We start from the raw sequence: 20,417 nt of genomic DNA, 5'->3' as shown, positions 1-20,417 counted from the left end.
CTCTCTGTTCAATCTGGGCGTGCGGGTTTCTCCGCACCCAGCTTTCGATGTTCTTAGCTTTAAATAACCAGAGAATAGAACTTTGGAATAGAAGTATAGTAGGCGTTGGCGCAGCCCGTCGTAGACATCGCTGCCCCAAAAAGATAACGCTAAAAACCAGGTCAAAGAACGTGGTATTCTCTGGAAGCAGAAGGGTATTGTGTGATTTTAAGGAAAGGAGTGTGGACGTGAGATTAACGATTTTCGTTTCGCTTGTAATATCGTTAACAGCATTAGTCGATTCTGCGCTAGCCAAAGCTCCAAAGACTCCACAACTGTGGCATCACAGAACAACACAATTAGCCGCAGTACCACAAATAACTTGGAGCGATAATGCCTCAAATCTACGTGGACAGTTAAACCAAGATTTCGCATTCATTTGCCCGCCGAATGGTTATACATACAGTGTATGGGGCACTGACGTTTATACCGACGATTCCTCAATTTGCAATGCGGCTGTACATGCCGGATTAATCACAACTAGAAATGGCGGACAAGTAAAAATTAGAATTCGTCCAGGGGCACGATCTTACAATGGGACGACTCGTAATGGAGTGAACAGCCTAAACTACGGTAGCTGGGGAGGAAGTTTTATTTTCCCTGGTTCAAGACGATCGCCAGGATCACTGCAATGGAATAGCACGGCCTCAAATCTACGTGGACAGTTAAACCAAGATTTCACATTCATTTGCCCGCCGAATGGTTATACATACAGTGTATGGGGCACTGACGTTTATACCGACGATTCCTCAATTTGCAATGCGGCTGTACATGCCGGATTAATCACAACTAGAAATGGCGGACAAGTAAAAATTAGAATTCGTCCAGGGGCACGATCTTACAATGGGACGACTCGTAATGGAGTGAACAGCCTAAACTACGGTAGCTGGGGAGGAAGTTTTATTTTTGTTAGATGATGACTATCAATAGTTGACTGGAAAATTATTGTGGCAGATAACGGCTTTGCCTTGGAACATAAAAATCAATTTTTTGAGTAGTTTTTGAACAGGTGCCAGCGAATTTGCGCTATGACTAATGAACCTATCCCACTAATAATATCTGTGCAACAAAGCTTAAGCTTATTGAGAACTGAAAACGAAAAATTAAGATTTCAAGCACATTTTACAAAAAGAAGTAGAGATTTTTAAAATAGTGGGATAGGTTCATACCATTTTTAACAATTTTTGTAACAAGTAAATCGGCTCTAGGGGTGTACAACTGTACGCCCTTATACATTTATCGGAAATCAAAGGGTTTAAGATCCCTACCTCTACAGGTAGCATCATTTTCAGTCGGGGTTTAAATCCCCCGAAGTTGCCACAACGCAGGGAACCCGCGCATCGCCCTTGGCATCTCCCCTTGGGAGAAGGCACTTCTCTTCTCTACGAGACGCTACGCGAACGTCTGAAAATATCTAAAATGTTTGAATTTTGAATTTTGAATTGTTAACTGTAGCAGGTATTTTATCAAATCAAATAGGATCAAAAATTCAAAATCATGAAAAACCTATTTTTAAATTTGAAATTCCCTCCCTTGAGGGTTGACAGTGCCAACTTAAAATTTTGATAAGTGCAAATTCAAATAAGGGCAGCTTAGGGAGGAAATATGATAGGCTTAAAAGGAAAGAATGCTTTAATTACAGGTGCAACTTCAGGTATCGGTCAGGCGATCGCTATCAGACTCGCTCAACAAGGGTGCAACACCGCTATCAATTACCGCTCATACCCTGAAGCCGCGGCAGACACGGAAGAGATGGCATTGCAAAAATAAAATCCTGCGGAAATATCGAAAATTGTGGTGTGAAGTCGCTGCTGCTTTAGGGGGATATCTCCCAAGAATCAGATATTGTTGAGATGGTCAACACCGTAGTCAAGGAATTTGGCAGTTTAGATATTCTAGTTAATAATGCTGGCATTCAAACAGAGAGTCCATCTCACGAAGTTACTACAGCAGACTTTGCTCGGGTAATTGCAGTCAATCTCCGGGGTACTGATCTCTGCGCCTGTAAAACTATTAAACACCTCCTGTCTATTAATTGTCCGGCAGCGATCGTTAATATTTCTAGCGTTCACGAAATTATTGGGTGACCGATGTATATCAGTTATTCCATTAGCAAAGGCGGGATGGAAACCTAACCAAAACTTTAGCTTTGGAATATGCAAGCCTTGGTATTCGTGTCAACGCTATTGGCCCCGGAGCAACGATCACGCGAATGAATCAAGCCTGGATAGATGATCCTGAAAAAAAGGCAATTGTGGAAAGTCACATCCCAATAAGACGTGCTGGCACCTGTGAGGAGATGGCAGCCGCAGTAGCTTTTTTAGCTTCGGATGAAGCCGCCTACATCACCAGACAAACGCTATTTGTAGATGATGGATTGACTCTATATGCTGACTTCCGGGAATCTTGGTCAGCTTGAGGTTAGGCTGGCGTACTTTCCACATTAAGCCGATACATACCATTAGTGGAATTAAACGCCCATGACTAGCGCGATCGATAAGAACAGTCAGATGGAAACAGAAGCCTGGGAATTATTGGAAGAGTCCGTAATTTATTACCAAGGAAAACCCATTGGGACTGTAGCCGCCCACGATCGGGTGTCAGATGTACTCAATTATGACCAGTGCTTCCTCCGCGATTTTGTCCCTTCTGCCTTGGTGTTTCTCATGCACGGCAAAGCAGAGATTGTGCGTAACTTCTTAGTAGAAACACTGAAATTACAAAGTCATGAAAAGCAGATAGACTGCTTTGAACCGGGAGCGGGATTAATGCCTGCCAGTTTCAAAGTCCATTCTAAGGGAAATGAGGAATTTTTGGTCGCTGATTTTGGAGAGCAAGCGATCGCTCGTGTTCCCCCAATTGATTCTTGTATGTGGTGGATTCTCTTGCTACGAGCTTATGAAAAAGCTACAGGCGATTTTTCCCTAGCGCATCAGCCAGATTTTCAAGCTGGAATCAAACTAATTTTGGATCTTTGCTTAGTACATCGGTTTTCCATGTATCCAACAATGTTAGTTCCTGATGGCGCGTTTATGATTGACCGTCGCATGGGAGTTTACGAACATCCTTTAGAAATTCAGGTCTTATTCTACGCGTCTTTGAGGGCTGCTAGTGAATTGCTGTTACCAGATGGGGATGGCGATAGCTACCTTAGCAAAGTCAATAGGCGATTGGGATCTTTGAAATATCATATCCGCAACTATTATTGGCTAGACTTAAAGCGATTGGGGGAAATCTATCGTTACAAAGATAACGAATTTGGTAAAGAAATTGTTAATAAATTCAACATCAACTCAGAATCAATTCCTAGTTGGTTGACCGAGTGGTTGCCCGAAACTGGAGGATATTTAGCGGGAAATTTGGGGCCGGGACGGATAGATTTTCGCTTTTTTGCGCTGGGAAATCTGATGGCAATCTTAACTTCGTTAGCAAGCGAAAAAGAATCTCAAAGCATTATGAATTTATTCGCCCAACGTTGGCAAGACTTAATCGGCTATATGCCTGTTAAAATTTGCTTTCCCGCAATGGATGGTTTAGAGTGGAAAATTGTAACAGGATGTGACTCTAAAAACAGGGCTTGGTCTTATCACAACGGCGGTAACTGGCCAGTTTTACTGTGGTTATTTACTGCTGCGGCACTGAAAGCAGGTCGAACAGAACTTGCTCAAGCAGCGATCGCTATTGCCGAAAGGCGTTTATTTAGAGATAAATTCCCGGAATACTACGATGGCAATAATGGTCGTTTAATTGGCAAAGAAGCCCGAATTTATCAAACTTGGAGCATTGCCGGATTACTAGCTGCTAAAAAGCTTGTGGAAAATCCAGAGTACTTGGAATTAATCAGTTTTGCAGAGGGTCTTGAAGGCCCAGGCTGTAGCCTGTAGGTAGTGAATCAATACGCTTCGGTTAAGGTTTTTTGATGAAAATTCTAGATCACAAAGACGCGATAAATCGCTGTCAAGACGAAAGACTGATTATTATAGAGGTGGCGATTCATCACGTCTCTTGCCTTAACCAAACAGTATTGGGTAGTGAATACCTCGCAAGGTTTTACCCCAAAGATGATTTAGTAGTGTAATTATATAGGGTGTTTCTGCTAACTAGTACAGCGGGCGCGTAAATCCAGCTACCATCTCAATTCAGCAGACAATAGGCAGACAAGTTGTTCTGAGCAACTAGTTAAAGATAGGCAAACTTCCGGCTGTACTAGCTATACTGACACAACATTACAAGTGGGCAAACTTTTGGTAAGTATAAGTTAGCAAATAGTATATTCGTACCACAAAAATCCTGATTAAAAGGTTCCAGCGATCGCACAGCCTCTTCTCTATGAGATAGTAGGCCAACAAGTGACCCTGCCTCTGAATAATCTTCTCAAAGACCCGATAACTGATACACTATATTGTAAGAGGTGTCTGAAGTGTCATACTTACTAATATCACCAGATAGTCTTTGCATAATTAGCACGTTTTAACGTGTATTAACCATGAAAACTACTTCAGATTTAATTCCAGAATTTGAAAAACTATTTAGACAAAAATTACAACTAAATAATTGTAAACTTAGAAAGAAAAGACAAGAGAATAATTATGAAATTATTACTCCAGCTAAAGACATCTTTTTGATGTATTGGTCTGAGTTCCCAGAAGTTAACTTAATATATCAGGCTGTAGGGGTACGTACTCAGCAGACTAGTGTTTATGAACGAGCTATCCGCTCCCACATTAGTTCTAGTTTGAGTAGTATTCAGGAGAATCCTCACTCTGAATCACCATTATTGGTGAAATAGCTGACACTTAGATAATACAGACAATATTTACTAAGCTCTCGCCAGTTTTGTTATATAACTGACGAGAGTTGATCGCCAATATGTGTTGATCAAGAGATAAAAATGCAATCTGAAAAAAATCAAGATCAAGATCAGCTAGATTATAAAAGCTTGTTAGCCAATGCAAAGCAAGCCTTAAAAGCTGAATATCAAAAATCAGCCGCTTTAGCATCCCAACTCAAAGCCATCAAAACTCAGTTAGAACAAGTTCAGTCCGAAAACAAAACTTTGAGAGAAAGTGCCTATGAAGATGTAGTTAAGCACTTTGAGGCGCGTACTCAAGCAGCAGAAGCACTGGCACTAAAAACAGAAGTACGTCAAAAATTCCTTGAAGCCAATGGTTGTAAGGATGATGAGAGCTTCAATACTCTATGGGATAGCATTAAAAATAAGATTCAGATCCAAGACAGTGAAGTGAGAATCGTTGCTCAAAATGGCACTCCTAAGTTCACCTTAACAGGCAGCATGATGACTTTGAAGGATTTTATTCAATCCCTTAAGCAAGATCCAATCTCTGGAAAATTTTTTTTGAGCTAGAGAGCCAAATTAATGAAAGCCTCTCGCTAAAAGCGGACTAACAATTGTAGTCAAAAGGTATTTATAGCGGTTCTCAATTGCATTGAATACAGACCTAACCCCCAGCCCCTTCCCTTCTAGCGTTGGGGAGTAAAATTCCATTCCTCTCTCCTTTTAGGAGAGAGGAATGGAAGTGAGGTCAAAACTGTACTGCACCCAAGCGAGAACTGCTATATCTGCGTCTTTTGGCGGCCGTTCAATCTGACTTTGTTGGGCATTCCACTCCAAAGCAATGCATTCCAACATTAGTTTCATATTCATATTAATTATAAATATCACGATCCAGATGACACCACAAGACGCACGAAAATACGCACCAGCAACCCAGCGTAACCGCGAACCAATTCTAGAAGTACTTTTACAAGTGTTGCCGGAGAGCGGCACTATTTTAGAAATAGCAAGTGGTACTGGTGAACACGCAGTCTTTTTTGCATCCAGGCTCAAAGATTATCTGTGGCTCCCAACCGATGTAAATCCACAATCAAGAGCCAGCATTATTTCATGGACTGAACACAATGTATGTGATAACGTTTATGCACCGCTTGAACTAGATGTAACAGAACCAGTTTGGGCTGTGGAAAATGGTGAATTTGATTGGCTGAATACGAAGCCAATTGTCGCCATCGTCAACATCAATATGATTCACATTTCACCTCGGTCAGCCTATCTAGGGTTAATGGCAGGGGCAGGTCGTATCCTCAAAGCAGGAGGTATCCTCTATTTGTATGGCCCCTTCAAACAAGGTGGAGAACATACAGCTGCGAGTAATGCAGCTTTTGACGAATATTTACGCACTGAAAACCCAGAGTGGGGTGTGCGTAACTTGGATGATATCATAGCAGTAGCTAGGGCACAAAATCTGATCTTGCAACAGATTTACCAAATGCCAGCTAATAATCTTTCGGTAGTGTTTCAACGTTCTACTTAGTGATTGACTTTTACTGTGGCTAAAAGTCACAGTAATTTAAACTGTTGCTGTACTTATAGAACAATACGCTTGGGTTAAGGGTTATACCAATTCGTAATTCGTAATTCGTAATTAAGAAAGTCAGATATGGCATGGCTTTCGGGGTTTGAATGTGTTGCCTCATTTTAGAGAATTGGTATTATTGGTGTAAATAATTGGTCTTTCAAGACGCGATAAATCGCGTCTCTACATCAGGGTTTCGGCCATGTTTGCGTAAATCTTGGGTTAATTGAACGCTATCTGAGTAAGCAAGTCTTTACTTTTTTCTCACCGCCGACTGCGAAAACCCTGTTTACCATTAACTTGGTCAAAGAGTACATCGTATTTATCAAACAAGGCAATTCCAGGATTTACAAATATAGTCAGTTCTGCCTGTGGCGAGATACTCAAATTCCAGCGATTAAATCCGTCACGGGTTCCTGGTGTCAAACTGTAATCAAAAATGCTATTAATTCCTACTTTCACAGCATTTGCTGACCCTAACACTCCTGGTTTGAGTTTACCTGCTGTAGAAGCTGACTTGAATTCAGTCAAACCATTAATAGTTCCAGTATCAGCGATCGCTCTGCTATTACACGAATTTTTCGCAGAACTCCCAGCAAGAGTTAAACAAACTTTGCTCAGTCGAGAGTCCCATCTTTTACCGGGTACACCATTAATTTCGGATTGTTGACTCCAAGAAGCCATTTTGAAACCTGCTTGATTCTCAGCAGTTAAACCGAGAATTAGGCTGCCATTGTTGTTACTACCACCATTGCCAACGACGATAAATCCGTTACTCAAATTACCTGGTAATTTTCTCAACGGGTTATAGGGAAGTGATTTTTCAAAATAGTTAACACCGACAATTCCAAAAAATGGTACACCACTATTTGCTGAACATTTAGGTTTTTGGGCAGTACATTGGCGACTAGTAACAACCTGTACGGGAACAGGTTCGGCGGTGGGAATTAAACCAAAGCGGACATTAGTGTAAACTAATTCTCCTTCTAGGATAGTACCATCACTTAATACTTCCTTGATATTTTGACCTGTTCTTCGGATCGGAGAATTACCTAAAAACTCTTTGGGAACTCTTAGTCCTGCTGACCCTGTATCTAATAAAATACGTTTTGGTTGACCATTTGCGATCGCAACTTCTAAAAAATAGCCGCGAACACGTTGCCCAAGGGAAGGTTTTGGATATAAAGGTAAGCTTATGGTGTTAAAAGTTGGCTTGCGGGGTATATTTTGCGAGATATCGCGCAATGCTGAATTTGGGAAAAGAGCCGCAAATGCCGACTGGCGTTGCGCTGCTGGTTCAGGGGCGATATCCCAAAGGCTTTCGTAGTAGAAAAAGCCGATACCTAAACCGCGTTGTTGCGCTGCTTCTACCTGAGATTGGATTTGTGGTATGGCAACTGGGCGATTTCGTAACCCCGCCATAATACCGATACCAGTTGGGATGATTTGTTGGGTTTCTAAAATTTCTGGACGGGTAATTTGAGCGATAAAACTTTCCACATCATTACGGTACACCTGCATAACCAACTCATCAACAATACCCAACCGTACCCAGTTGAGCCAGTCTTGCAGTTGCATTTTATAGGCGAAATTATAGTAATTAGGAGCAACTGAAAAAATAGCATTCGGTTTTCTAGCTTTCACGGTTTGGTAAAGGTCTACCATGAAGGCAGTAATTTTATCTGCCCGCCATTTTATCCATGCTTGAGCTAGGGGATTGGGTGGAGGAGGATTGCCAGTTTCTTGAGTATATAGACTTATCGTGTACTTATCGTAACCAAAATCCCCAGGTAAACTCGTATGGTCGTCAAATTGAACGCCATCAGCATCGTATTTAGCGATAACTTCCACGACAAGTTCCCTGATAAAATTTTGCACTTCTGGGTGAAAGGGATTCAACCACGCTACTTCACCCGCAGCACTAATTGAAGTTTGAGTCCCATCCCCTTTTTGGGTTAGCCAATCTGGATGCTGTGATGCAAGTTCTGAAGTTAGAGGAACCATAAAACCAAATTCAAACCAGGGTATTGCTAGTAACCCTTGGCTATGGGCTTGAGTAATAATGTCTGCAATTACATCTTGTCCATCTATTCCCTTGAAGAAAAAGGGAATACCCATTTTCTGCATGATGGCACTGGGGTATTGTGTATAACCATCATTCCAGACTACGGGATAAACAGTATTAAAGTTTAACTGCCGCAGTTGGCTCATGGCTGCTTGCACCTGTGAACGATTTCTAAAAACGCTAAAATCGTTACCACTTAGCCATACTCCCCGAATTTCCTGACGAGGTTGAGGAGGTAGTTGGGCAACAGCAGGGGCAAAGCTGTTGAGTAGCAATACCAGAAAGAATGATATCAGACATAATAATGGCAGCAGACGCTTTTTCAAAAGCCACGGCGATGTCTCTTGACTCGCTACGTGTAGCTTGCTTAGACCTAGTAGTACTTGTCTGTGTACAGGCTTAAATAGTAAGTTAGTTAGAGTTGCATTAATTTTTCTACTTTTTTCCCAAAACTGAATTGTCATTACTTCTGCTTACTAAATGAGGTTAATTGGTTATATTTAATACTATAAAAACATTAAATTGCTACACCAGGAAAACTGATGCAGTAATTTAGCTGCAAGATATTTGACGCAGTTATAAGGTTAGTAGTGCCAAAGAGAAATGTTTCAAATGTAAGCTGTAGTTAGGCTAATTGAGGCAATGCGAGATGTCTGTGATGAAATTTATTGTTGTACCATCCTCAAACCCATGAATTTCAAACCTCACCAAAATACTTTTGACGACAAACTAAGTGCAAGTATTGGTCTGGCCATTGGATTGTTGTTCATTGGGGGCGGTTTTTGGGTACGTAACATAATCGTCCACGAAGGTGCAACGCTAAACGAAACACCTGGTAGGGTGGTAGACAGCATCAGTCGTCGCGATCGCAGCAGTACGAACAACAATGAGCAAAAAGAAACCTATGCGCCAGTTATCGAGTTTCTAGCCAACGGTAAACGCACTCGCTTTACAGGCAATTATGAGTCCTACCGCTCCAGCAACGGCCAGATGGTGGTGGTACGTTACACTCCTAAACAACCCATAAACACTGCGCGTGTGGTGAATCCGCTGGAAGGCTTAGTACCTTGGGGAATGTTTGGTATGGGTGGGTTAGCTGTGGTTTTTAGCGTGGGTACACTGTTACCTATACGCTGGTCTTCAGGTGAGTGACTATAGTATTTGATAGTTAGAGATTAGATATATTTTGATTTTCGTGCTGACTTTGGCGGCGTTCGGTGAGCGCCAAAATATTTCTCACTCCGGTAACGCAACCACACCCGCAACACTTGCGGAATCTGGTCTTTTTGTTCCTTAGTCAGAGTGTTGTAAAGGGCTAAGGCGCGATCGCGTTCGCCCCGACAAGCAGCATTATTGTGAGCATCCCAATAGCTGCGGGCTACTCGAATCCGCCGACAGACTTCTTTAATGGGCGCGTCTCCCGTAAGTGGAGTGTCTTGCTTGGTCATACTCAAATGCTATAAATTGCTAATATCATCCTAGCGAGTCAAATTTATCTTGACAATTGCAAATAATCCCAATCAAAAATTCTATATTTTAGAAGCATTCATCTTGTAGTGAATACTTGTTAGCGCAGCGGGGCGTAGCCCATTCTGAATTCTGAATTCTGCTGTAATTCATTGCTATCCCTCATGATTATCCAACCAGATGAGAGGTAGAGCAATAATACCAGGCAATGACTGAAGTAGAAAAGCTGTTGGGCGTTCTAAGCTAATGCTGCCGTAGATTCCTGCGACAAATGCACACACCAGAATAAAGACCGCAGGCTTGACTTTTGGTATTTTAGGATTCATCGCTAGTAATCCCCAGAGTGCACCAGCACTGAGAAAACCATTGTAGAGTCCTACATTGTGAGCAAGGATTTCGGCTTTCTGCGCGATTGTGAAACCTCCAAGCAAGGTTTCTTGCACGAAAGAGGTTTGCCACAAAAACATCTCAGCTATTAGGAAAAACAGATGAACAACTACAGCCCAAACCAGACAAAAGTTGATCCAATACTTAGGAATACTTAGAAACTTCATTTAATTTACCTGAATTTTAGCCTTGTATATTTCCCTCCTGTCTTCTGCTGCCTCCTAGTTATGAGCAGCCAGCAGAAAATGTGCTAACTGCTTCGGCAAACTGCTGGTTTTGTTCCATCAATGCCATGTGTCCGCCTGGTTCTAGGGTGACTCTTTCAGAGTAAGGTAATTCTGCTTTCATGCAGATCGCTCGCCACAGGTTTTGTCGCTATATCTGAAGCGCCGCAAATAACCAATACAGGAACGTTAATAGTTGCAAGTGTGTCTGTTTCGTCAAAGTTGAACATTGCCAGTGTGCCACGAGCCAGAACACCAGGCGAACCCAATGCTGATAATAGACCTGCAAAACTGAGTTGACCGCGTGTTTCAGTACCTGTGAATCCAGATAGTTCCACGGTGATGTACAGCGAACCATTCAAATACGAGAGCCAAGTCATCAACCAAAAAATCGGCCACAGCACGATAGTTAGGTACAATATAGGTTCAAGTAGGGGTTTCTGCAATTTACGTACCACATTGCTAAAGATACAAGTTTTTCCCGGATTGGTGTAAGTAGTATCTACAAGAATTAAGCTAGCAACTCGACTCCCCAATTGCTCTGGAAACAGGCGACAGAATGTCAGGTTAATCATTCCGCCCATGCTGTGTCCCAACAAGATAACAGGTTCATCCCCTGCTATGGCGACAACAGCTTCCAAGTCACGGGCATATTTTTCTATAGAGTGATCGTTGTTTTTCGGTTTAGCGGATTTTCCTAACCCTGGTAGATCCCAAACAATGACTCGGAAGCGATCGCTTAGTTGTCGTTTAGCATAATACCATACAGTACTGTTTGGCCCCCAACCGTGTGACAAGATAATTGGTTGACCATCTTCAGGGCCAAAAAACTCTACTTGCAACACGCTCCCATCTGGACGTAGCAAGCGCTGCACGGTTTTACTACGCATAAACTTGGGTTCCTCACCTCCAGGACGGCGCAGCAGTGGCAAACTGATAAAACGACCGCCAAAAGACCACAGAAACATTACTAGTCCAGCTACTAAGTAGAACGTTCCTACAAGTTCTCGTTCATACCACTCATAAAGAATGTAGATCCCCCCGCCAAGTACCCCAACAGACAGCAGTTGAAACAGCCATACAAGCAGAAAATTATGAGGCATGAATATCATGAGCCTAAACCTTGCAATGCTTTGTTAACTGTTTTTAGTTTCATACCATAAGTTAGAATTATCAACTTTCACTCCCAAGAATGATTTATACAGTGTTTTAGGGGTGATAAAAATGCTGAGTTAGTTGATAAACAGTGTAGATTGGCAAAAATAACTATTAATAAAAAATATTCCCTCTACCTCCTGATTTTTATTAATTAACAACTTTTCAGTAGGGGTGTGTTAGTGATAGGTGCATGAGCCTACAGCATGTTAGCGCATTCGCATTAGGGATTACAAATTAATATCAAATGCTTACTACTCAGGCAAAACATTAACTGAATCGTTACTAAAATTTGGTTCAAGATAGCGTGGATCGCTTACTCCTACCTGCAAAAGTAGTGCTGCAACTAATGCACAGATAGCTGCTACCAAGAAGGTAGTTCTATAGTCAATATTCTCCACTATCCATCCACCTAGCAGGGGAGCAAGGATGCTAGCAGTGGCAATAAGAGTATTACCAAGACCAATATAGGCTGGTCGTTGGTGTTGGTTTCCAAACTCTAAGGTCATTACCGCAGCAATATTTTGCAGAGCTATCATACCTATTCCCTCTCCTATAAATACCAAGTAGAACCAGTTGGCATTTGATGCTAAACAAGCTAAAACTGAACTGAACGCACAGGCGACACAACCAATTTGTCAAATAAACTTGCAACCTGTGCGATCGCCTAACCAACCCAGCAATAGTTTGTGTTATCATCAATAAAGTCATAATTAACCCAACAGATGCTTCTCCCATCCCATATTGATGTACGGCATAGAGTGTATAGAAGAGAAGAAAGCTCACGCCTATTAATCACAGAGATTGACTTGACAATAAAATAGCTAAACCATAGGCATAGCCCACTGTAGGCATCGCAAAAAAGTTATTGAGAAAGGTAGATTTCAAGCTGCACTCTTTAGGTTGAGGGATGATTTGGTGTCAATCACTGGTAATATAATTGATCGTGAAATTCAAAACAATAGTCTTCTATGGTTCCTACAGGAGCGATCGCCAGGGCATCAAAGCTGCCAGATTCATGATTGACCAGCTTAAGCAAAGAAACCATAAGGTGATTTTTGCAGATGCGAAGGAGTATGACTTTGCTATCTAGACCGGATGTATAAAGAATATGGCAAAGGTCAGGCTCCTGCAAAGAAAGATGGAAGAACTGGCAGAACATATCCGAACCGCAGACGGTTTTATGGTTGTTGCAGGAGAGTACAACCATTCCATTCAACCAGGGTTGAGCAACCTGATGGATCACTATCTAGAAGAATTTTTATATATCTTTGGCGATAACTTCCATAGTTTCTTCCAATACTGGAAGCCAAACGCAATTCTTAGTCACCCTTTAAAAGAAACTTGTGTGAAGCTGTAAGAGAGTGAAGAATCAAACTCTCTTCTACTACTTAGTTCTGACTTGCCCTTTGTAAATATGCCTTCAATTAACTACAACCGCACCGACAGCCAGCAGCCACAAAGCATTACCATTGAAGGTTATGTTGTCCGCCCAGGATTACACATTCTCAGTTACGAGCAACTCAAGTTGCTACGAGAGCAAACACAGCATCATTCTCAGCTTGAATCTCTAGTGAGCCAAGGTGTCATTAAGTTGACTGGTTAATAGTTGTCAACTCAGTTGCAATTCATCTCATCACCTGCCTATTGGGTAGGTGATGAGATGAATTGCTGTATCAGCTACAGTTCTAAGTAGGTGAGTCGGAACGTTCTATTTGCTGACGAATGGTATTAATAGAAGCATTAATACCAGCTAGTTTTGACTCTAAATCATCTCGCATCCAAATCAAGAATTTTAATTTCCGCTCTAAGCTAGTTTTGTGCGAAATGGGTTCGCTTCCGTAACATGGATTACCCCAAAAAGGAAACATATTTTACCTCTATACTTAGCTTTTGTTAGAGTGCAATATTATATTGCACCACTACATTCTGACTAATAACAATCAGACTGGTGTGTGTAACAACCGACCATTATTGTGGGTGCTTAACGAACGCTTGCTAAAAGTTGTCTCTTGAATTAGTGGAGCTATTTAACCAAACTGCTGTCAACTCTATCCACTTTCTCCTCTAAGAAAAAGTTGAAGTGACAATGCCAGGTTAAAAAGTTCTGGCAATTTGGCATCACAACTCTATATTTTGCGGTTTAAATAAGATATCAACAGAACAGAACAACCACAAATCGCCAGTTGTTGACCCAACGCTGTAAAATAACTCAGCAGCCAATTCATAGCGTTTGGTCATCGCTTCTCTACGAGACGCTGCGCGAACGTTACAACTGGCTAGTAATTTACTAGAAAACCCATAGTAAAAGTGTGTAGGCTAGAAAGCTGTCTTAACACTGCTGGTAAAATAAATGTGAAGTACCCGCAAATCAACGTACTTATATCAGTAAATACTTCTGATAATAGATGACTTGATGGAAGGGAAAGGGATAATGCTGAAAGGCGTAATATTCTAAGACCAATTACTGAGTAGAAGATTATTTTATGAGAACCAGAAAGCTAGGCAAACAAGGGTTAGAAGTTTCAACTATCGGACTTGGTTGCATGGGAATGTCTGAGTTCTATAGCGGTCGGGATGAAATTGAGGCGATCGCTACAATTCATCGAGCATTAGAACTCGGAGTGAATTTTCTTGATACTGCTGATATGTATGGGCCGTTTACCAACGAGCAACTAGTAGGCAGAGCAATTAAAGAGCGCCGAGATCGAGTAGTTTTAGCAACTAAATTTGGCAATGTCCGTACTGAAGATGGTGGTTTTAAAGGGGTTAATGGCAGACCAGAATATGTACATCAAGCTTGTGATGCCTCGCTAAAACGTCTGGGAGTGGAAGTGATTGACCTTTATTATCAACATCGAGTAGATCCAACTGTCCCCATTGAAGATACTGTCGGGGCAATGGCAGAGTTAGTCAAGCTGGGAAAAGTGCGTTATTTGGGGCTTTCGGAAGCTGCCCCAGCGACGATTCGACGGGCTGTAGCAGTTCACCCCATTACTGCACTGCAAACAGAATACTCTCTTTGGAGTCGAGAGCCAGAGGATGAAATTTTACCTACCGTGCGGGAATTAGGAATTGGGTTTGTTCCCTATAGCCCATTAGGAAGAGGATTTTTATCAGGTGCGATCGCTACCCCTGACGATCTTGCACCTGATGACTATCGAAGAAATTCTCCTCGCTTTCAAGGTGAGAATTTTTATAAAAATCTGCAATTAGTAGAGCAAGTCAAAGCGATCGCTAGCGAAAAAGGAGTAACTTCTAGTCAGCTTGCTTTAGCATGGCTATTCGCTCAAGGAGAAGATATTGTCCCAATCCCTGGTACAAAACGCCGTACTTACTTGGAGGAGAATATTGCAGCTACTGAAATTACCCTGACTGAACAAGATTTGAATCGACTTGAAACAGTTGCACCAAAAAATGTGGCAGCAGGTGAACGTTATCCTGACATGAGTACTGTTAATCGTTGATCTATCTGAGTGCTGGAGTATTTTTTCAAATTTCGCTTTCGATGCACAAGCAGATATTACCGCAGCTTAACAAAGTAATCACCCAGAATTCTCAGAGGAAATGTCAAAAGTAGCGATCGCTGTTTTATCGACTACATATCTGGATACTCATTCAATCATCTGGAAACTGCCAGCACGAGATATGTTCAATATCTTTGCTACCGCATTGACTACAAACTGCATCAATCATAGAGTCTACCCATTCATAACTACAATTACGACAATGACACAAAATGTTATTGCGGTTAGCCATTTCAATACCTTGATGCCACTGTTGTAGTTGAGAAGAGTCTGTCCAAGCTTCTGACATTTCATCAAACCTCGTTCATGTCATTGTCATTATGAGCCTAATAACCTCCAAAGTGAATAACTCAGTATTAATCGCCCTAACTATCACTGCATCTATAGTCCTATCGCCCGTCAGCATTGCTGGTACTGTCCAAGGTTCAACCCATACTATCAAAATGTCTTCATTTAACCTCAATTCTCAAAAATGGCAAAACCGGGTGCTACTACTCTTTGCACCATCTGTTGATAACCAGAACTATCAGCAACAGATGCAGGTATTTAACCAGCACCAAAACGATTTTAAAGATCGGGATTTAGTTCTCGTTCAAGTTTTGGCAACAGATAAAAGCTATGCCAACGGACAGTTAATAGATGAGTCTTCTGTTGCCAATTTGCGAAATCGTTTTGGGGTTGAGCGAGAAAATTTTCGTGTCATTTTGATCGGCAAAGATGGTGGTGTTAAGCGCCAAGAAACTACACCAGTGCAAGCGACAGCAATTTTTGAGCAAATTGACGCTATGCCCATGCGTCAGCAAGAAATGCAAGAACGATAAATTGGTAAAGCAGTTGGTTTTATTGTTTAACATTAATGCAAGTACAGGTAATTGCCCTTTACTACAAATGCTACGCCAATTCTTAAGCACAAACCTCTTTCAGCACCAAAGTTCTACAAGTTGAGTAAACTTAAGTGCGAACCTACAAAAGTATCTGCTTTCAAACCTGAGCTTAATTCTTCAAGTAGATGAGAACACTCATTAAAAACGCATATACTGCAATTATCAAGCAATGAATTTATTAGCTCCTAGTTTTAGACCTACTAGGAGCTTTTTTTTATTATCTATCTTTAATTAAAGGAATTCATCATAAGAAGTAATAGCGTTCATCCTCAAGGCTATCGATCATTGCATCTGTTGGTAGATTGAATGTCAATATTTGGATTGCTATTGTGTATTTGTCACTAGAAAACGTTTATCAAATAAAAACAATGAATATTCTTGCTTGGATTGTTTTAGGTCTAATTGCTGGTGCGATCGCAAAGGCTATTTACCCCGGTCATCAAGGCGGCGGAATTTTAGCAACAATTTTATTAGGAATCGTTGGTGCTTTTATTGGTGGTAGTTTAGGTGTATTCTTCAGTACAGGAAGCTTTGCTCTAGCGGCTCCCTCTTTGAGTATTCCCGGTATTGCAGTGGCAGTTCTGGGTGCAATTGTTGCAGTCTTCTTGTGGAATGCGTTAACTAGCCGCAGTGCTTTGTAATAAATTAAATTGAATTAACTAATTTAGAAATTACGCACTTTTTGTCTTACCTGTCAATGCGTAAGTTTTATTTATCAACAATTCTTGACAAAATTTGCTGCTTGTCGTGCTGATAGCCTCAACATTATTCAGGTTGATAATGTTGAGGCTATGATTTTATATTGGATGCCCTATCTGTTGCAAACATTTTTTGAATTGGTATTAGAAAAGTCGTAAATCTCTGCCTTACAGGCTTATAAGGTGTGTGGCAACAACAGCAACAGCGTGCTAAATCGCAAATTTTATACTTGTAATCTAATTTAACTTTGTTTGGTGCATAGGCGTAGCCCATCATAGATATCGTCTGGCAGGATAATTAAAAACTTGGGTTAGCGATCGCAATCTATTAGTTATACGTGTTTTATTGAAATTAAAGTTACATTGAATACATATAAGTAGTGGTTTACTAACAATAGTATTAAGCTCTTAAATACTAGTAGTGTGTAAATATATTCAGTTTGCCTCTCACCTATTTGCGATGAAATTTAATCAAGAGGTAGTTACGATTTTCAGTGTACAACTTTGATAACTGTCCACAATACTGTTGCATGTCTCAAGCTCATGGTAATATTATCTTACTGTCAGGGAGATATTATTTTATACATCAATTTGTAACCATGCTGAAACAGCTAGTTAGGTGTGCTACCTCCAAAAAACAAAAAATTATTCAACCTACCCAGGAAATCAACAAAAGCCCTAACGTGCAAAGCACAGAGCTTTTGAAACTCTGCTTATATAAGGTACTGAAGAGCTAACTAAAGCTCTTTTTTAGAAATCATCATAGCCAGCGATAAAGGCATAAAACCCTCTTAGGATGGCAAAAAATTAGACAAGAGTAAATAGAAAAGTTTTGACACAATGTCAATAGTTTTTTGTATATGTAAAAATATCAAAAAGCCTAATTTTTACTGCCAAGAAGACATTAACATTGTGTGTTTTATTTAGATATTGATTCTCTTTGTGCTTAGTTACCTATATATAAAAGTCCTATTTGATTAGTGAAAACTTAAGCTACCCTCGATCAAATCAGGCAAACACTTAAATTTAACAAATAATTTAGGACTGCTAGATCAATCTCGATCTAGTAAAAATTCGATTATTCACAAAGTCAGTAAGAGTAACAGGAAAAACATGAATATCATAGTTCGTTTGTTTGGAGCGATCGTTCTCCAAGTATCTGCATTGGCTGCAATGTCTAGCATGGCAATGTCTGATGACAAGCCCTTTCGCGTCAATACCCAGCAGACTCCTGCTGTTTATCCACGTAAAACAATACAGCCCTTTCGCGTCAATACCCAGCAGACTCCTGCTGTTTATCCACGGAAAACAACACAGAGGATTTGCTCTTTAGATCCCATTGAAGATTTATTACCTCCACCACAAACTAAAGCAAGTAATTCTTTGCTTTCTTACCTTGCTGAACAGGGTTTTACACAAAATAAAGAGGGTTCTTGGGTCTGTTATGCCAACGATCCTAAAAAAGAGGGACGTTATTTTACTTTATTTAAGGTCAAACAAGTTAATAGCAGGCTCATAGCAAGTTCTTTCCTAGATGAAGGGAGTCTGATTCAAGGGCAGGAAAATCGTAGCTTGGACTTCTTTATGATGCTGATTGAGCGTCATACGAGTACTACTAAAGAGAACCGTCAAGGTATACGTAGATATCTACAAGCCTTCGTTTCCTTAGTTAAGGAAGGGAAGATCAAACCTACACGTCGTGGGTATCTTTTTGACCAACCAAACCGGGCATTGGTCTTATATCACCCACTCTCATCAGGAAACCTTAAAGGTACGGGAATCACGATCAACATTTATTTACCTAAGAGTTGAATTGGGCAATGGGGAGTGAGCAGGGGAAGTAGGGGAAGCAGAGGGAGAATAATTAACCAATGCCCAATCCCCAATGACGGCAGTGCTCCACTTGGGGTTTCCCCAAGTGGAGCACTGCCTCCCCCATGCCCAATTAAATTGCTGTCGTTTAGTGGAGGTGCATTTTGTCTAAATCAATTGTTCAAAGAATTGCGATGCCGAAGGTAGTTCGCTTTGCAGCGATCGCATTTTCATCTGTTGCAGTAGTACTCACTACGTGTCAATCTGCTTTTGCACAGCTAAATGTTGGACGCTATGGTATCCAACAAGGACTGGAGTCTGAGTATCTCCAGTACCAAATTAATAACCATAATTTGAGCCAGATGCGAGTCATTCCTGGATGTGATGTGGGATTTGGTCTGACCTGCAATAAGACTGGATCGGTAATCCAACAATTAGTGGAGTTAAACAATGGGACTAGTTATCAAAACCTTCTGATCCGAGCAGCCGGTGGGGAAAAAAACTTCCAGAATTTTGCTAGCTTCTACGGTAATAATCCCAATCTCTCTGCGGTGCCTTACGCCTCATTTTGGAGAAACGCATCTCCCACAATCATGGATGGATCTCAATACCTTCTTGGACAACCTTTTGGTCGCAATCCAGTAGAAGGACTCGGACTTGTAACCAAGCAGTTCTACTGGGCACCATACTCAGGAGTCAATAACTCTGTTAGCCTCCGTAATGGATTACTAGACCTGAAATTGTCATACGGACGACTGCTGTTTGAAGAGGCCTCACAAATTTCCAACATTCAAGAGCAGATTCAGTCTCTAGGTCTGTCGCCAGAAATGACAAATTTTTATTTAGATAAAATCTCTACAGGCTTGGATGCATTGAGTTCTGGAGATCAGACTCAACTCCAACAGAAGATTTTTGAAGTACTATCCTTTCCATACTCCGAAGATGGTGGGGAACTCGGACGCCCTAATAATGCGATTCCAGCGGAATTTAATCAGCTCTTAGGAGAAGATATCGCAGGAGATACTTTGCTGAGTGACAATCCACTAGCCTTGGATGGAGAAACAATAGCTTTTGATGCTTTCCCTAGCTCTGCGGGAGATGTCTTGGTACCAGATAGTTCTAATTCCTTTCCACTTTGGCCAATAATCGGCGTTGGGGGTCTTGGTTTAATTCTGCTTCTACTACTGGGTGGTGATAGTTCTTCAGCTCAACCACCTGTTTCTTCATCTCCTCAACCACCTGCACCTGTTTCTCCAGGAAATGCACCTTTGTCTCTCAACAACAAAGGCGAATGCGATCTGACTCCCAGTGGTAATGGTTCCAATCACACACAGATAATTGAAATTCCATGTAGTGTGACTCCTCAAAGCCCTACGGAAGTGAAAAAGGTAATGGAGCCATCAACGATCAAAGCGCTTGTATTGCTAATTGTTCTACTATGGATAGTCGGTAACAAACACCGAACTTTAAAAATCCGTCATTCGTAATTATGTTACATAAGGGGATTTAGCGAAAAGTTGGAGCGCTAGTTTCCAGCGATGTCTACGATGATTCACTGAGTTGCCGTACCACTTTCCTACGGGACGCTACGCGAACGTGGAAGCAAGCTAGCAAGAGCGTCTGTCTGCGACACGCTGCGCGAACGTAGAAAAGTGCAGGCTACGTCTACGAGCATCAGGCTTAGAAAGAAATAATTAATTAACCACTTGGGGTAGCACAGCTAACTGTGCTACCTTACCCGTGTAACTCATTCAAATGAGAATCGCTATTATTACAATTTTGTAA

26 protein-coding genes and 1 pseudogene are annotated in these 20,417 nt (G+C 41.2%); 17 read left to right on the top strand and 10 right to left on the bottom strand.

The window, feature by feature from the left end:
• The first annotated feature begins 227 nt into the window (after nt 1-227).
• The 6 genes and pseudogenes from V7K60_RS02525 (at nt 228) to V7K60_RS02500 (ending at nt 5,404) form a co-directional block, all read left to right on the top strand.
• Nucleotides 228-956, top strand: coding sequence for an LCCL domain-containing protein (locus tag V7K60_RS02525; RefSeq protein ID WP_334922666.1), 729 nt, complete (start codon nt 228-230; stop codon nt 954-956).
• A 688-nt stretch (nt 957-1,644) separates the two neighbouring features.
• Nucleotides 1,645-2,458 (top strand): annotated as a pseudogene (locus V7K60_RS02520) (SDR family oxidoreductase).
• A gap of 61 nt (nt 2,459-2,519) precedes the next feature.
• Complete coding sequence (locus tag V7K60_RS02515; protein ID WP_334922665.1) at nt 2,520-3,923, top strand: glycoside hydrolase 100 family protein; 1,404 nt, start codon at nt 2,520-2,522, stop codon at nt 3,921-3,923.
• A 35-nt stretch (nt 3,924-3,958) separates the two neighbouring features.
• Entirely contained in the window at nt 3,959-4,117 is a 159-nt protein-coding gene (locus tag V7K60_RS02510; protein WP_334922663.1) for a hypothetical protein, read from the top strand.
• A gap of 408 nt (nt 4,118-4,525) precedes the next feature.
• On the top strand, nt 4,526-4,828 hold the full coding sequence (locus tag V7K60_RS02505) for a hypothetical protein (protein ID WP_292810531.1): 303 nt from the start codon (nt 4,526-4,528) through the stop codon (nt 4,826-4,828).
• A gap of 102 nt (nt 4,829-4,930) precedes the next feature.
• Nucleotides 4,931-5,404, top strand: a complete 474-nt coding sequence (locus V7K60_RS02500; protein ID WP_334922661.1) for a hypothetical protein — start codon at nt 4,931-4,933, stop codon at nt 5,402-5,404.
• A gap of 153 nt (nt 5,405-5,557) precedes the next feature.
• On the opposite strand, the gene V7K60_RS02495 is transcribed toward V7K60_RS02500, so the two are convergent.
• The gene (locus V7K60_RS02495) at nt 5,558-5,704 is read right to left on the bottom strand and encodes a hypothetical protein (RefSeq protein ID WP_334922659.1); all 147 of its coding nucleotides are present in this window, start codon (nt 5,702-5,704) and stop codon (nt 5,558-5,560) included.
• A gap of 25 nt (nt 5,705-5,729) precedes the next feature.
• Here V7K60_RS02495 and V7K60_RS02490 point away from each other — a divergent pair, with 25 nt between their 5' ends.
• Nucleotides 5,730-6,371: a DUF938 domain-containing protein gene (locus V7K60_RS02490; RefSeq protein WP_334922657.1), complete on the top strand. Its 642-nt coding sequence runs from the start codon at nt 5,730-5,732 to the stop codon at nt 6,369-6,371.
• 306 nt (nt 6,372-6,677) lie between these two features.
• On the opposite strand, the gene V7K60_RS02485 is transcribed toward V7K60_RS02490, so the two are convergent.
• A complete protein-coding gene (locus tag V7K60_RS02485) occupies nt 6,678-8,942 on the bottom strand; it encodes a glycoside hydrolase family 10 protein (RefSeq protein ID WP_334922655.1) in 2,265 nt (754 codons plus the stop codon).
• A 226-nt stretch (nt 8,943-9,168) separates the two neighbouring features.
• Between V7K60_RS02485 and V7K60_RS02480 the strand changes: the two genes are divergently transcribed.
• On the top strand, nt 9,169-9,630 hold the full coding sequence (locus tag V7K60_RS02480) for a DUF3592 domain-containing protein (RefSeq protein WP_334922653.1): 462 nt from the start codon (nt 9,169-9,171) through the stop codon (nt 9,628-9,630).
• Nucleotides 9,631-9,653: 23 nt separating this feature from the next.
• On the opposite strand, the gene V7K60_RS02475 is transcribed toward V7K60_RS02480, so the two are convergent.
• The 5 genes from V7K60_RS02475 to V7K60_RS02455 form a co-directional block, all read right to left on the bottom strand.
• Nucleotides 9,654-9,926, bottom strand: a complete 273-nt coding sequence (locus tag V7K60_RS02475) for a Precorrin-3B methylase (protein WP_334922651.1) — start codon at nt 9,924-9,926, stop codon at nt 9,654-9,656.
• 174 nt (nt 9,927-10,100) lie between these two features.
• Nucleotides 10,101-10,499 (bottom strand): DUF1304 domain-containing protein, encoded by a 399-nt coding sequence (locus tag V7K60_RS02470; protein ID WP_334922649.1) that lies wholly within the window; start codon nt 10,497-10,499, stop codon nt 10,101-10,103.
• Nucleotides 10,500-10,557: 58 nt separating this feature from the next.
• Nucleotides 10,558-10,680, bottom strand: coding sequence for an alpha/beta fold hydrolase (locus tag V7K60_RS02465; RefSeq protein WP_334922647.1), 123 nt, complete (start codon nt 10,678-10,680; stop codon nt 10,558-10,560).
• A complete protein-coding gene (locus V7K60_RS02460; RefSeq protein WP_334922645.1) occupies nt 10,655-11,659 on the bottom strand; it encodes an alpha/beta fold hydrolase in 1,005 nt (334 codons plus the stop codon). The genes V7K60_RS02465 and V7K60_RS02460 overlap by 26 nt, the downstream gene beginning before the upstream one ends.
• 306 nt (nt 11,660-11,965) lie before the next feature.
• Nucleotides 11,966-12,346, bottom strand: coding sequence for an MFS transporter (locus V7K60_RS02455; RefSeq protein WP_334922753.1), 381 nt, complete (start codon nt 12,344-12,346; stop codon nt 11,966-11,968).
• On the opposite strand from V7K60_RS02455, the gene V7K60_RS02450 reads away from it, so the two are divergent.
• On the top strand, nt 12,288-12,416 hold the full coding sequence (locus V7K60_RS02450) for a hypothetical protein (RefSeq protein WP_334922643.1): 129 nt from the start codon (nt 12,288-12,290) through the stop codon (nt 12,414-12,416). The two genes, V7K60_RS02455 and V7K60_RS02450, sit on opposite strands and share 59 nt — an antisense overlap.
• Before the next feature lie 220 nt (nt 12,417-12,636).
• On the opposite strand, the gene V7K60_RS02445 is transcribed toward V7K60_RS02450, so the two are convergent.
• Nucleotides 12,637-12,759 (bottom strand): hypothetical protein, encoded by a 123-nt coding sequence (locus V7K60_RS02445; protein ID WP_334922641.1) that lies wholly within the window; start codon nt 12,757-12,759, stop codon nt 12,637-12,639.
• Between the two features lie 63 nt (nt 12,760-12,822).
• On the opposite strand from V7K60_RS02445, the gene V7K60_RS02440 reads away from it, so the two are divergent.
• Both V7K60_RS02440 and V7K60_RS02435 read left to right on the top strand, forming a co-directional pair.
• Nucleotides 12,823-13,071 (top strand): NADPH-dependent FMN reductase, encoded by a 249-nt coding sequence (locus V7K60_RS02440; protein WP_334922640.1) that lies wholly within the window; start codon nt 12,823-12,825, stop codon nt 13,069-13,071.
• Nucleotides 13,072-13,128: 57 nt separating this feature from the next.
• The gene (locus tag V7K60_RS02435) at nt 13,129-13,317 is read left to right on the top strand and encodes a hypothetical protein (RefSeq protein ID WP_334922638.1); all 189 of its coding nucleotides are present in this window, start codon (nt 13,129-13,131) and stop codon (nt 13,315-13,317) included.
• 82 nt (nt 13,318-13,399) lie between these two features.
• Here the strand turns inward: V7K60_RS02435 and V7K60_RS02430 are convergent, their stop codons facing one another.
• Entirely contained in the window at nt 13,400-13,582 is a 183-nt protein-coding gene (locus V7K60_RS02430) for a hypothetical protein (RefSeq protein WP_292867934.1), read from the bottom strand.
• 615 nt (nt 13,583-14,197) lie between these two features.
• On the opposite strand from V7K60_RS02430, the gene V7K60_RS02425 reads away from it, so the two are divergent.
• On the top strand, nt 14,198-15,178 hold the full coding sequence (locus V7K60_RS02425) for an aldo/keto reductase (RefSeq protein WP_334922637.1): 981 nt from the start codon (nt 14,198-14,200) through the stop codon (nt 15,176-15,178).
• A gap of 151 nt (nt 15,179-15,329) precedes the next feature.
• Here V7K60_RS02425 and V7K60_RS02420 read toward each other — a convergent pair whose 3' ends face one another.
• A complete protein-coding gene (locus V7K60_RS02420) occupies nt 15,330-15,527 on the bottom strand; it encodes a hypothetical protein (RefSeq protein WP_334922635.1) in 198 nt (65 codons plus the stop codon).
• A gap of 31 nt (nt 15,528-15,558) precedes the next feature.
• Between V7K60_RS02420 and V7K60_RS02415 the strand changes: the two genes are divergently transcribed.
• The 5 genes from V7K60_RS02415 to V7K60_RS02395 all read left to right on the top strand — a co-directional run bounded on the left by V7K60_RS02415 (nt 15,559) and on the right by V7K60_RS02395 (nt 20,119).
• Entirely contained in the window at nt 15,559-16,059 is a 501-nt protein-coding gene (locus tag V7K60_RS02415) for a DUF4174 domain-containing protein (RefSeq protein ID WP_334922633.1), read from the top strand.
• 431 nt (nt 16,060-16,490) lie between these two features.
• Nucleotides 16,491-16,763 carry a GlsB/YeaQ/YmgE family stress response membrane protein gene (locus V7K60_RS02410; protein WP_104909288.1) on the top strand — a complete coding sequence of 91 codons (273 nt, stop codon included), beginning with the start codon at nt 16,491-16,493 and terminating at the stop codon, nt 16,761-16,763.
• An 84-nt stretch (nt 16,764-16,847) separates the two neighbouring features.
• Nucleotides 16,848-16,979, top strand: a complete 132-nt coding sequence (locus V7K60_RS02405; RefSeq protein ID WP_334922631.1) for a hypothetical protein — start codon at nt 16,848-16,850, stop codon at nt 16,977-16,979.
• Nucleotides 16,980-17,933: 954 nt separating this feature from the next.
• A complete protein-coding gene (locus V7K60_RS02400) occupies nt 17,934-18,632 on the top strand; it encodes a hypothetical protein (protein ID WP_334922630.1) in 699 nt (232 codons plus the stop codon).
• Between the two features lie 164 nt (nt 18,633-18,796).
• Nucleotides 18,797-20,119, top strand: coding sequence for a hypothetical protein (locus tag V7K60_RS02395; protein WP_334922629.1), 1,323 nt, complete (start codon nt 18,797-18,799; stop codon nt 20,117-20,119).
• Nucleotides 20,120-20,417: the final 298 nt, after the last annotated feature.

Origin of the sequence: Nostoc sp., from assembly GCF_036917555.1 — a bacterium.
In the GTDB taxonomy this organism is placed as follows: Bacteria; Cyanobacteriota; Cyanobacteriia; order Cyanobacteriales; family Nostocaceae; genus Nostoc.
This window is presented reverse-complemented; position numbering and strand designations above follow the sequence as displayed.